9 protein-coding genes are annotated in these 12,061 nt (G+C 57.2%); 3 read left to right on the top strand and 6 right to left on the bottom strand.

Features of this window, described 5'->3' with window-relative positions:
* Positions 1-286 precede the first annotated feature (286 nt).
* Entirely contained in the window at positions 287-820 is a 534-nt protein-coding gene (locus Q0859_RS17430; protein ID WP_299153604.1) for a helix-turn-helix domain-containing protein, read from the top strand.
* Between the two features lie 295 nt (positions 821-1,115).
* On the top strand, positions 1,116-2,000 hold the full coding sequence (locus tag Q0859_RS17425) for an NAD(P)-dependent oxidoreductase (protein ID WP_299153601.1): 885 nt from the start codon (positions 1,116-1,118) through the stop codon (positions 1,998-2,000).
* 65 nt (positions 2,001-2,065) lie between these two features.
* On the opposite strand, the gene Q0859_RS17420 is transcribed toward Q0859_RS17425, so the two are convergent.
* The 3 genes from Q0859_RS17420 to Q0859_RS17410 all read right to left on the bottom strand — a co-directional run bounded on the left by Q0859_RS17420 (position 2,066) and on the right by Q0859_RS17410 (position 8,136).
* Complete coding sequence (locus Q0859_RS17420; RefSeq protein ID WP_299153596.1) at positions 2,066-3,235, bottom strand: amidohydrolase; 1,170 nt, start codon at positions 3,233-3,235, stop codon at positions 2,066-2,068.
* Between the two features lie 725 nt (positions 3,236-3,960).
* Entirely contained in the window at positions 3,961-5,361 is a 1,401-nt protein-coding gene (locus Q0859_RS17415) for a hypothetical protein (RefSeq protein ID WP_299153595.1), read from the bottom strand.
* 180 nt (positions 5,362-5,541) lie between these two features.
* Complete coding sequence (locus Q0859_RS17410) at positions 5,542-8,136, bottom strand: G8 domain-containing protein (RefSeq protein ID WP_299153593.1); 2,595 nt, start codon at positions 8,134-8,136, stop codon at positions 5,542-5,544.
* 332 nt (positions 8,137-8,468) lie between these two features.
* On the opposite strand from Q0859_RS17410, the gene Q0859_RS17405 reads away from it, so the two are divergent.
* Positions 8,469-9,224, top strand: coding sequence for a LysE family translocator (locus tag Q0859_RS17405; RefSeq protein ID WP_299153589.1), 756 nt, complete (start codon positions 8,469-8,471; stop codon positions 9,222-9,224).
* 340 nt (positions 9,225-9,564) lie between these two features.
* On the opposite strand, the gene gap (Q0859_RS17400) is transcribed toward Q0859_RS17405, so the two are convergent.
* The 3 genes from gap (Q0859_RS17400) to gap (Q0859_RS17390) form a co-directional block, all read right to left on the bottom strand.
* A complete protein-coding gene (gene gap, locus Q0859_RS17400; RefSeq protein WP_299153587.1) occupies positions 9,565-10,569 on the bottom strand; it encodes a type I glyceraldehyde-3-phosphate dehydrogenase in 1,005 nt (334 codons plus the stop codon).
* Between the two features lie 129 nt (positions 10,570-10,698).
* Positions 10,699-10,842 (bottom strand): hypothetical protein, encoded by a 144-nt coding sequence (locus tag Q0859_RS17395; RefSeq protein WP_299153585.1) that lies wholly within the window; start codon positions 10,840-10,842, stop codon positions 10,699-10,701.
* Positions 10,843-10,920: 78 nt separating this feature from the next.
* The gene (gap, locus tag Q0859_RS17390; protein WP_299153583.1) at positions 10,921-11,922 is read right to left on the bottom strand and encodes a type I glyceraldehyde-3-phosphate dehydrogenase; all 1,002 of its coding nucleotides are present in this window, start codon (positions 11,920-11,922) and stop codon (positions 10,921-10,923) included.
* Positions 11,923-12,061: the final 139 nt, after the last annotated feature.

Here is a 12,061-nt window from a genome sequence, read left to right as displayed (position 1 = left end):
CCTTTGCTGGTCGAGCGACGCAAAAATGGCAGGTCCTGAGCGGGGCTATCCTCGTCAAGCTTCGCAATAAATGCAATTGCTGCAATATGCGCGAATGGCGGCCTCTTGGCGGCGGCACCGCACCTTTCAGGGTAAGATGAATGTCTGCAAGGGACCGACATCGCCTCAGAGATCTTTGGAACACAAACAGTTTCTTTCGCTTGACGAAGAAGCAATCAAGCGTCGTCGGGTCCACGGTTCTGCGGAGCGGTCGTCGATGATTTTCAAACACGGTACTCCGCTTGGCATGAAAAGCTTTATTGTCCAGAAACTTTTGTCCCTCGTGACTGTGATCAGCGAGGCGCGCACGCCGTTGACCTTTTCCGAACTGGTCGCGCAAACGGGGCTGAACAAGAGCACGCTGCATCGTCTGCTCAGCATCGCGGCTGATGAACAGCTGGTGCAGCATGTCAAAGAGTCCAAGGTCTATCTGCTCGGCCCCAAGGTGTTCGACCTCGTGCGCAATGCCTATGCGGGATACGACATTCAGGCGGTCGCCTTGGACGAGATGATGCGCCTGCATGGTCTGTTTGAGGGCAATCTGACCCTTGGGGTGCAGAATGGAACCGATGTCGTGTACTTGCGCCTGATTGAGGCCAAGGGATCATTGGGCGGGATACAGCGCCCCGGCATGCTGGAACCTGTGCATTGTTCTGCCTCGGGCAAAGCACTGATGGCCTACCTGCCGCCCGCCGTGCGGGACGGGATTACCCGATATCGAGGCATCGTCAGTGTCTTTCTTGACCCGTTGGACTGGAGTGTCGCGAAACAGCGTGAGTGATACGGACGTGGTCCTTTGCTGCACCCAAGCTGCGACGCAACGTGTTCGTACATGCGAGAAGGCCGTGTTTGCGCGCAAAACGCCGCATATGTGATCGGGACAGTCTTTTCTTTCCCGTTGAGCGACTGGCTCTGTATTGAAGGTGGGGGGACGCACGCCGTCTAAATGACTCTTGCGACGGGGTCCGGCCAACAAGCGACGGTTGACCTGCAAGGTCTTGCCGCCCTTGGGGCTTGTGGTTCATCTTTGCCGTTTGGTGCGACGGGCATCAAGATACACATTATTGGAGGGCGCAATGCGGGTACTTTTTACAGGTGGAAGCGGCAAGGCAGGCAAATGGGCCATCCGGCACCTGCGGGCGCGGGGCCACCGCGTGGTCAATCTGGACCAAGTGCCCTCGGGGCTGGACTGCGCTGAATTACTGGTCGACCTGTGCGATGCGGGCCAGGTGATCGGAGCCATGAGTCAGTTCACAGACGGCACGGAACTGGACGAGGGGACGGGCGTTCCCACTTATGATGCCGTCGTGCATTTCGCCGCCGTCCCGCGTGTTATGATCGGCACTGATGGCGAGTGTTTCCGGCAAAATAGCCTGAGCACATACAATGTGATTGAGGCGGCCGCGAAACTTGGCATCCCGAAGGTGATCTTTGCAAGCTCCGAGACCACCTATGGCATTTGCTTTGCAGATCGAGAGCTGAAGCCCGATTTCGTGCCCGTCGATGAGACCCATCCGACCGTGCCACATGACAGCTATGCCATGTCCAAAGTCTGCAACGAGATGACGGCGAGGTCGTTTCAGGCGCGCACGGGCGCGGACATATACGGGTTGCGGATCAACAATGTGATTGAGCCGGATGAATATGCCGGGATGTTCCCCGCCTTTGTGCAGGACCCGGCGCTGCGTCGTCGAAACATCTTTGCCTATATCGATGCCCGAGACCTGGGGCATATGGTGGATTGCTGCCTGAAAACGGATGGGTTGGGTTATGAGGTGTTCAATGTGTCCAATGATGACATGTCGGTGGACCTTACCGCTGACGAGGTGATCGCACGGTTCTACCCCGGTGTCGAAGTGCGGGGCGAGATGGGACCGAATGAGACGTTTTATTCGAACAAGAAGGCCAAGGAGATGGTGGGCTTTGCGCCGAAACGTTCCTGGCGGGACGTGTTGCGCTAACTGGTCCCGCGTCTTGGGTTCGCCATGATGCAACAAACTGTGCGTCTGCGCGCGTGGGTGCGGCCCTAGCCCCCTTGCGCATCCCTTAGCAAGTTGCGCGCTATGCGTTCAAAGATTGCGCTGCCGATCGGGATGAGATCATCGGGAAAGTCATAGTCCGGGTTATGCAGGGCGGCATGATCTTCGCCCGGTCCCAAACACAGCATGGCCGCCTTTGCCCCCCAACCGAACACGCCAAAATCCTCGGACGCTCGCATGGGGACGTTTTCCTCGCCATGGGGGACACCGATTGCATCCATCGCCTTGGTCGCCACGTTATAGGCCTCCGGGTCATTTACAGATGCGGCGAAGTGGTCGTGAACCTCGAACGTCACGTCCAGCCTGAATTCCTCTGCCACTGAAGTGGCAAGGGTACGCGCCGCCGTCTCAAGGCCGTCCAGACCTGCATCACCGGCCGTGCGCAGGGTTGCGAAAATCTCGGCCTCACCCGGAGCGATGCCAAATGTCGGCTCTCCGATATTGGCATGGGTAATTGTCACGAGGCGGAAATCATCGTTGCGCGGGCCGCCCTCACCGTGGCCCAGAGCATCCAGCGCGGGGATCAGTTTGGCGACCGCCAATGCAGGCGACACACCGTCCTGCGGATCGGCGGCATGGGCGGTTTTCCCTTTCAGCGCAATCTTCAGACCCAGAGATGCACAATTCATCAGCCCGACACGGGTAGAGACAAACCCAAATGGGCTTCCCGGCTCGTTGTGAATGGCAAAGGCCCAGTCCGGTTTGATGTCTTGATAGGCGGGGTCCGCGACAACCGCCTTTGCGCCGCTTCCATCTTCCTCGGCGGGTTGGAACATCAGGACAACGCGGCCTCGTACCACCGGCCTGCGCGAGATCAGACGGCCCAGGGCAAGTAGCATGGTCATGTGCCCATCATGGCCACAAACGTGGCTTTTGCCCGGGATTTGTGAGGGCCACGCGATGGTATCATTGCGTTCGTGGATGGGCAGGGCGTCAAGTTCGGCCCGAAAAAGCACTGTCGGGCCATTCTGTCCGCTGTCGAAAATTGCAGCCACGCCATGGCCGCCAAGCCCCGCAATGATGCGCGTGGGGTTCATTGGCCGCAGTGCTGCCACTATGGTCTTTGCGGTTTCCATTTCTTCGCCGGAAACCTCGGGGTGGCGGTGAAGCGCGCGGCGAAATTCGGTCAGTTCAATCAGGTCACTATTTGTCAGCATTTTTCGCTCTGTTTTCGAATTCGGAACCGATGATCCCTTTGGTTTCAGATCACAGGGCAAGGGTACACTGTTGAAACTGTGAATAACATCGTTCAGCCCTGCCGCCACCCAAGGTGGAAACCTAAGTCCTGCCGCGAAAGTTCACTTCTCTAATCGGGCGTTTGGTGGCCTGCTGCTGGTTTCGTGGACGGCAACTTCAGCTTTCATAGCTCGCAGACCCAATGGCGAGCGCTGCTGCAGGCTTCCATGCCGATCAAACAGGGCTCTAGCTTCGCAAACGCGACGGCCATAGCTTCCTCGTCTTCGCTCGGAACGGTTAAGCGTGGTTCTTTCGGTCCAGTCTTCTGATCTTCAACCGTTTTGCGCTTGCGCCACTGTCTTGGGATTAGGCCCCAGTTCCCGGCTCAGTTCCGGGATCGAAGCTTGCGATCATTGTATCGCTGCTCGGACAGCGTGCGTGGTCGTGACGCTGCCATGACGAATTTGTCCCATAGTGTTTCCTTCCAGTCTTGCGAAAGGATCACACCATCAAACCGCGGGATCAAACACCTAGGTCAGATGTTGAACTGTATAACGCAAGAAGCCCGCCATAGCAGCGGGCTTCTCTTCTGTGTTTTGGACGGAACAGGATCAGACGTCTGGTTTCCAAATCAGATGCCGGGACGGTGTGGTCCCACCAGATGAAGCGGTATCGCAAGTTTGATCCAATGCGGTGTCCGCTCTGATCATGCGAGGAAGTCGAACATATCTGCTCTCGAGAATTGATCGCCACCTTCGGTCAGGATGCCCAGCATCCCGACATCGGAAATATCAATGATCTCGCCTGATCGGGCGTCCTTCGTATAGTCCAACGCAAAATCACGTGCGAGATCATCACCGATCGACTCTGCAATACCGTCAGCAGGTCCACGGACAGAACTGTTGTTATTCTGGTTTTCCAAGGAAATGAGGAGTGAGTCCTCAACAAAGCTGTCTTCGATGGAAGAGAGCGTGCTTGTATCCAGCCCGGTCATCAGGATGTCGAAGGCCTTGTCATGGAGGTCCTCATAAAAGCCCTGAACGGATGGGTTCGTGACGGACTGACCCGCTCCGGATGTGCTGTTGTTGAAGAACGCGCGTCCCGGATCCCGCACGATGTCCAATGTGTCATCACCATCATTGTCGCCGCCATGTGTGACCTGTGAAAACCCACCCTCCAAGAGCCATTGGGCTTTTGCGATCTGGTCTGGACCCTGTGCGTCATCAAGCCAATCGGAGACGACCTGGCCTGCGAACGTCGTGGGTCCGCCAGAGACAACAATCATTTGCTCGTTGTTGTCGAAGGCTGTCTCCAGCGACGCCGTCATATCCCGTGTCAGAGCAAATTCACCTGCGCCCACGTCGATGTCAGACCGTGGGGAATAGACGGGTATATCATAGGCGTCAGACGCAGCCGAGGCTACCTTTTCGACATCGTCAAACCATTGGCGTGCACCACCCCGATCCGTGTCGATGAATGCGCCTTCCAAGATCATAGTTTCGGAGGAGCCTGTGATATTGGCATCGCTGTCCGCGATGTTCTTCGCACCCAACATCAATGCCGCAGTGGACGCCGCATCGTCAATTTCACTGATGTCATTTGCCACCCAAAGCCGAACGCCCGCAAAGTCATTTTCAGTACCGATCGATTCCCCTTCAATTGGGTCAGGGTCAACCGGTGTGGGATCCGGGTCGGGATCAGGGTCAACCGGCGTGGGGTCAGGATCCGTGTCTGGTTCGATGCTGAACGAGACAGTCTCTGACAGCAGCGTCTCACCTTGTCCGCGAGCACCGGAAAACACATCAAAGCTGAATTCGAAGGTACCCGCAGAAAGTGCTTCACCCGTCAGGAAGTCACCGTTGGAGTCACCAAACAACGCATAGGGTTCAACATTCTCCAAACGCGTCTGATCGCCCAAGTTCAGGCGCATACTTCCAACCTCATCGGCCAATGTTGCGTCATTTACTTCGACGGAAAGGGTCACGTCCTTTCCGGCCAAAAGGTCTTCGGAGATAGCCTCGCCCGGTGTGAGCGTTGCAATAGCAGAATCCGTCTCGGTATCGATGATTGAGATCGTCAGATCATCGATAGTCAATTGAGGTTGCATCTGGTCGTTTCCTTCTTCTGGATGGGGCAGAGGCCCCGGGTTAAAGCTGTTCAGGTCTCATCCAATGACATTATCGGTGACTGGGTTTTGGGGGTGGTCAGCGCGGGAGGCTTTATGCGCAGCCGGATCCCGCCCCGGTATTTTGCTTTGCAACGTCATGCGGTCATTGAGGTGGCGGGATCAGACAATCTCGATCCCGGTGAGATTGAGAAATGGTTCGAGATTGATATCGGCCGTGGGATCATCACCCTCCAGGGTAAGAGTGAAGTCGTTCTGATGCGGGCTGTCCTCCTGGCCGACCTGGAACAGTCCCTCGTTGATCACCAGAAGGTAGTCCGTGACCAAATCGATATCTTGGGTATCTTCGACGATCAGCGCGCCGCCATTCACAATGATCCCGGCCACCTCTGCATCGGTATCCAGCACGAGCGTTTCGCCTTCACCCACGACCACGATGTCACCAACATCCGGGAGTGATCCTGCCCAGGTTGACGCATCTGACCAGCGCGCGTCATCCGGGGCGATGTCCACTGTGTCCGAGGTGGATTGCGCACGCTCTGGACGGGTGATCTGATCGGCATCCACGGTGCCGTAAGGGACCGTTCGGCCCAGATCACGGGGTTCGCTGGCATTGTCCCCCTGATCGCGCCCGCCACCAGACACCACCGTTATGCTGTCAGAAAAGGAGCGTTGATCGATGGCCGGGCTGCCGCTGCTGCTGTCATAGTCAAATTCGGTGGCAACGAGCTTGAGGTAGGTGTCTCCGCCTTGCCGGAAGACAGATGATCCGGTCGCCTGCATCAAAGCGTCAAGGCTATCGACGCTATCAGCCCCCTGGATGGATGTATTTGGCGACAGATCAACGTAGCGCAAGACGACGGATGCGCCGAGCGGCAGATCGGTGACATCGACCGAAAAACGAGAGTCCGGTGCGCCCTGATGATCAACCGTGTAGATCAGATCCTGATCTGCAAAAACAAGAAATTCCGTCCGGTCATCAGCATTCAGATTGGAAAGCTGCGGACCATCTGAGCGCGTGACCGTCATGGGAACGCTGGTGCTGGTATGTTCCAGAACACCGATTGTCGTGCCAACGGGGTTCACCCATGCGCCAATGGATTGATCATAGGTTGCACCCTCTCCCGCATTGAATCCAGGCTGATCCACCCTGACGAACTGGCCGCCGACATCGTCGATGCGCGGTGTAAGGATCTGTCCCGGCGTGCCAGTGATCGACCCGTCAATATCAACAAGCCCTACAGAGAAGGTGCCTTGCTCATCCGTGATCCCCTGACGATCCCGATTGGTAAAGGGGTTGGTGCCATCGTTCTCAAACGTCACATTTTCGATACTGTGCCGGGTTGAGTTATCAACACCGATATGTTGCGAAAACGCGCCGTCATCGGTGCCCGAAAATCCGGCGAAATGACTGTCACGGATCGCGAGCGCCTCGTCATAGAGCGAGATGCCATGACGCTCTCCTCCCCGAATTGGGCTGCCATCATCATTGTCAGATGCACCAACGATCAAGCTGTCTTCGACGGTCTGCAATCCGCGCAGGAAGGTTGCGCGCCCGTTATCCGCCAGGATCATGTTTTCGAACGCGCCGCCAAAGCCGCGAACCCAAACCGCATCACCACCGGATTTATAGCCCTCGAAATCCTGGATGAGATAATCCACCGCGTTGTTCTGACCATCGCGTTGGGTGATGTGGAACGGCGTATTCGGAGAAACCGCACCCGTCGTTTCATCAACCTGTCCACCGATCCGCAGCGCGGATTGATTGTTCGCGTGCGCTACGTTCCCCTCGAAGATGCCGAAGGCCTGGTCACGCGGCACATAGCCATCATAAAGCCCCGTTGCCGCGGATTGGTCGATCACGGCCTCTCGCGATAGGACCCAAAATCCGCTGTGATCAGAGCCGACAGCCCGGTTGCCGATGAGGTGATTGTCAGGGTTCTGAATCCAGAAACTGGAGACCGCAGTGGCATCCGACGCGATCGGGGCGTCACGAACGTTGTCCGCGGCCCGCTGAACAAATGCAAGGTTGTCGATAAGGACGTTGCCAAATTCCGCCCCATCCTCAAGGAAGTAGCCGTGTCCGATCGTGTCAAAAACGACATTGTCTTCCAGCCAGGCATTCTGGGTTCCGTGGATCGTGACCCCCTTGTTGTAGCTGTGATGGATGGACGAGTTTTCTACGTATTGACCCGAGACATCCGCCTGAAGGTGCCAATGAAGGGGATAGCGTCCAAGCGCGCCTTCCTGCCCCATCCGCGCAAATTCTGCACCGGAAATGTGTATGTCAGCACCATCCATAACCATCGAATGGCCGCCAAAGCCGTCTTGGGTACTGTCCTCATCGCCCTGGATCGTGACATTGCGACTGAGCAGGGCGACCTCTGCGCGCTGATCAACCGTCCACTCCCGCGCATCCTGACCTGATTTGCCGTTCTGATAGGTTTGGGCATCGCCGAAATGGTCGTTGACAAGGGGTTGATCCAGCACAACCGTTCGCCCACCGTCCCGCACCTCCACGATGGTGCGTTCCTCGGCGTCTTCCATATTCGTTCCGGTGGATGCGATGGCGATCCGGTCGCCAACCTCCCAGCCTGTCTCAAGCTCCAATTGCAGGACATTTTCTCCGCGCCCGGCGGACTGGTTAAGCTGGGTCCAACTCTCTTTTTCCGCGTCCGCGCCGTGAACTTCAATTCTGCTGCCTTCTCCGATGGCCATCAGGAAGGCGTCGTTATTCTCAATTTGGGTGACGGGCATCATCGTTTCTCCAAGATGTGTTTCCGACAAAAGTCTGGCCGTCACGGACTTGATCGGGCACCATGGCAATGGATCACCATGCGTCCAGATCTGCGGCTAACCTCTGTCTTCGACAGTCGTGTTGTTTCTCACACTCGGTATTGGTTGGAGGGCACGGCCTCCAACGATCATTCGGGATGCGGGGATTCTGGCAATTCCGTGCTGGAGATTCCGGAAGGCATTGGCAAAATTTAGCCCGTAAAAATACCAACTTAGCCAGAGGCATGTAGTTGCCGGTCCCTGTGGGCAATTCCGGCCATTTTCCGGAGGGGCGAACACGGTTGCGTGAAGTGATGAACGCGTTCGCATGCTGCGCGCGGTTGATCATCAATCAGATTTGCGATGTGGTGGCAGATGACAGCATCGACACCGTGACCGCGAGCGGTCGGTCAAAACATACGCGCCATGTAAAGTGGGGATTGGGAATGACATTCGAGACCTGGTTGTCCTATGCCGTCGCCTACACCGTTCTTTCGCTGATACCCGGCCCAAGCGTTTTGATGGTCTTGGGGCAATCTTTGTCACGAGGCATGGGAGCAGCCCTTTTCTGCATCCTCGGTGACGTGCTTGGCGGGGTTGTCGTGATGTCTGCCTCGTACATTGGACTTGGCGTGATACTGGCAACGTCAAGCGCAGCGTATCAGGGCCTCAAATGGGCTGGAGTGGCGTACATGGCGTGGTTGGGCATTTCCCAGATTATTGCGGCGCGGCGGCTTGTGGAAGGTGACCTTCTGGAAACCGCGCATTCGGTCCCACGGGCTGCAAGCCTGCGTGCCGGTTTCCTGACCGGCACTCTGAATCCCAAGGCGATCCTGTTCTACGTCGCTTTTCTCGCTCAGTTCATGGATACGGCCTATCCGATGACTCCACAATTCCTGATCCTGATGGCCACCTCCATGATGGTGGTGTTCATCGTGCTGGCTGGATATGCGTTGCTGGCGTCGCAGGCGCGAGAGATGATGCGCAGCATCAAGGCTCGAAAGCGAATGGGCTATGGAAGCGGTTCCTTACTCCTCGGGGGTAGCGCGTTGATGGCGACCAGCCGCTAGAGCAAATATTGACCGAATGCTGCGAACGACCGGAATGTGCCCACCCTGTGAGTTCATGTGAGGCCCGGCAAATGCCTGCTTCAATCTGTTTGAATTGCCGTCTTGAACCTCTGAGCGTACCTCGCTGGTGATATGAAAAGCATGCCCAGCAGAAATTTCGATGGCATGATGGCCACGCAATCAGGTGCGCGAATGGTTTTTTCCGGGCAAGCCGAATGCAAACTGCATCGCGAACGATGATCATCTGGGATCAAAACTGTTATCCGCTGCGAAAAACCAGATGTGCTCACAAAAAAGGCACCGCCGGGACGGTGCCTTTTTCGAAAGAGAGACTGTTGGTTTACAGATATTTGCCCATCTCGACAGCGGTATCGCCCATCCGGTTGGAAAAGCCCCATTCGTTGTCGTACCACGACAGGATCCGCACCATGTTGCCGCCCATGACCTTGGTCTGATCTGTGGCAAAGATTGACGAGTGGGGGTCGTGGTTGAAGTCCATCGACACCAGTTTCGCGTCCGTCACCTCAAGCACGCCTTTCAGAGGGCCGGCAGCCGCAGCTTCGGACATCGCGGTGTTGATCTGCTCGGCGGTGACATCGCCATCGACCTCAACTGTCAGGTCCACACAAGACACGTTGGGCGTGGGCACGCGGATTGCAACGCCGTCCAGCTTGCCGTTGAGTTCGGGCATTACGAGGCCCACGGCCTTGGCCGCCCCGGTTGAGGTCGGGATCATCGACAGGGCCGCCGCGCGGGCGCGGTAGAGGTCCTTGTGCATCGTATCCAGCGTCGGCTGGTCGCCGGTATAGCTGTGCACAGTGGTCATAAATCCGCGCTTGATGCCGAACGTGTCGTGCAACACCTTGGCCACGGGTGTCAGGCAGTTGGTCGTGCAGGATGCGTTCGACACGATCACATCATCGCCCGACAATTGATCGTGGTTTACCCCGTAAACGATTGTTTTATCCGCGTTTGTGCCAGGGGCCGAGATCAGAACCCGGTTTGACCCGTTTTCCAGATGTGCCTGGCAGGCGTCTTTGGATGTGAAGATGCCCGTGCATTCCAGCACAATATCCACGTGGCCCCAGGGCAGGTCGGCAGGGTTGCGCATCGCAGAGACCTTGATCGGGCCGGTGCCCACATCGATACTGTCCGCGCCGGTTTTGACCTGCACCGGAAAGCGGCCATGCACGCTGTCGTATTGCAGCAGGTGTGCATTGGTCTCGACCGGACCCAGATCGTTGATCGCCACGACCTCGATATCCGTCCGCCCGCTTTCGATGATCGCGCGCAGCACATTGCGGCCAATGCGGCCAAATCCGTTAATCGCAACTTTGATGGCCATGATAGCCCCCGTATCTGGTGTCAGAATGCAGTTTCAGGCACGCCGCGTCTGGCGTTGCGTGCCGTTATCGCTAACAACGCCATTTGGGCAGAGGTGTCAACCGGGCAGGGCGGATCGCCGCCCGTCTGCTCAGCGCCAGAAAGCCATCCATTCCAGCAGTTCGGCCAGCTTTTTGGCAAGGAAAATAAGGTGTTCGTTCCCGTACAGTGTCACGTCGACAACGATTGCGATCACGATGATCAACCCAAGGAAAAATGCGATGCGGTTGGTCATGGCGCGCTGCGGTCCTGAAACGAAAAAGGCAGCGCCGTTGTGACAGCACCGCCTCATCCTTGCAAGCCGTGTGCGCGCCTAGTTCAGCCGTCCCATCGCGACGGCCACATCCGCCATACGGGCCGAAAATGCCCATTCATTGTCATACCAGGCCAGCACCCGCACCAACCGCTTGCCCACGACCTTGGTCTGGTCGGGCGCAAAGATAGACGAGTGTTCGGTGTGGTTGAAATCGACGGACACCTTTGCCTCGTCGTCATAGGCCAGCACCCGGCCCATCGGCCCGCGCGCGGCGTCTGCCATGGCCGCATTCACCTCTTCGACCGTCACATCACGCCCCGCCTCGAACGTGAGATCCACGGCCGAGACATTGGGCGTCGGCACCCGCATGGAGGTGCCATCGAGCTTGCCTGCAAGATTTGGCAACACCTCGCCAAGTGCTTTGGCGGCCCCGGTCGAGGTCGGGATCATTGCCATCGCCGCCGCCCGCGCGCGGTACAGATCGTCGTGGCGGCGATCCAGGGTTGGCTGGTCCCCTGTGTAGCTGTGGATCGTGGTCATCACCCCGCGTTCGATCCCGAATGCCGTGTCCAGCACCGATGCCAGCGGTGCCAGGCAGTTGGTGGTGCACGACCCGTTCGAGATCATTCGGTCATTGGCCGCCAGCAGATTATCGTTGACCCCGAACACGATGGTCTTGTCCACGTTCTTGCCCGGGGCGGACAGCAGAACCTTGCCCGCACCGCGATCCATGTGGACGGCGGCCTTGTGCCCGTCATTGAATTTCCCGGTGCATTCCAGAACCACATCCACACCCTCCCAATCGAGGCTGCTCATGTCGTAGGTCGACATCATCCGGATCGGGCCGCGCCCCAGATCCATGGTGTTGTTCGCAACCGTGATATCGTTTGGGAACCGGCCATGAATGCTGTCATATTTCATCAGATGGGCCGCGGTTTCGAGCGGCCCCGTCGCGTTCACGGCTACCACGTCGATGTCGTTTCGCATGGAGGTGACGATGTGGGACAAGGTACAGCGCCCGATGCGCCCGAACCCGTTAATGCCAACTTTGACTGTCATAAAACGTGGTCCTTCGTGCCGCGCCGCGTTAAGTGTTTCGGAACTCTTAGCGGTCACACCTTGGCCTGAGAACCCTGAAAGGGGCGAAAAAACAAAGTGTTAGCGATAAAGGTGTCCAATGGTATACAGTTGGCGCTAA

Source organism: uncultured Tateyamaria sp. (genome assembly GCF_947497045.1).
In the GTDB taxonomy this organism is placed as follows: domain Bacteria; phylum Pseudomonadota; class Alphaproteobacteria; order Rhodobacterales; family Rhodobacteraceae; genus Tateyamaria.
The sequence above is the reverse complement of the archived record's forward strand: the minus strand, read 5'-3'. Positions and strand labels throughout refer to the sequence as shown.

Coding starts and splice junctions, on each gene's coding strand:
- gap (WP_299153587.1), bottom strand. CDS start 10,569: ATGGCCATCAAAGTTGCGATTAACGGATTTGGCCGCATTGGCCGCAAT.
- Q0859_RS17425 (WP_299153601.1), top strand. CDS start 1,116: ATGCGGGTACTTTTTACAGGTGGAAGCGGCAAGGCAGGCAAATGGGCC.
- Q0859_RS17405 (WP_299153589.1), top strand. CDS start 8,469: ATGAACGCGTTCGCATGCTGCGCGCGGTTGATCATCAATCAGATTTGC.
- gap (WP_299153583.1), bottom strand. CDS start 11,922: ATGACAGTCAAAGTTGGCATTAACGGGTTCGGGCGCATCGGGCGCTGT.
- Q0859_RS17415 (WP_299153595.1), bottom strand. CDS start 5,361: ATGCAACCTCAATTGACTATCGATGATCTGACGATCTCAATCATCGAT.
- Q0859_RS17395 (WP_299153585.1), bottom strand. CDS start 10,842: ATGACCAACCGCATCGCATTTTTCCTTGGGTTGATCATCGTGATCGCA.
- Q0859_RS17410 (WP_299153593.1), bottom strand. CDS start 8,136: ATGCCCGTCACCCAAATTGAGAATAACGACGCCTTCCTGATGGCCATC.
- Q0859_RS17420 (WP_299153596.1), bottom strand. CDS start 3,235: ATGCTGACAAATAGTGACCTGATTGAACTGACCGAATTTCGCCGCGCG.
- Q0859_RS17430 (WP_299153604.1), top strand. CDS start 287: ATGAAAAGCTTTATTGTCCAGAAACTTTTGTCCCTCGTGACTGTGATC.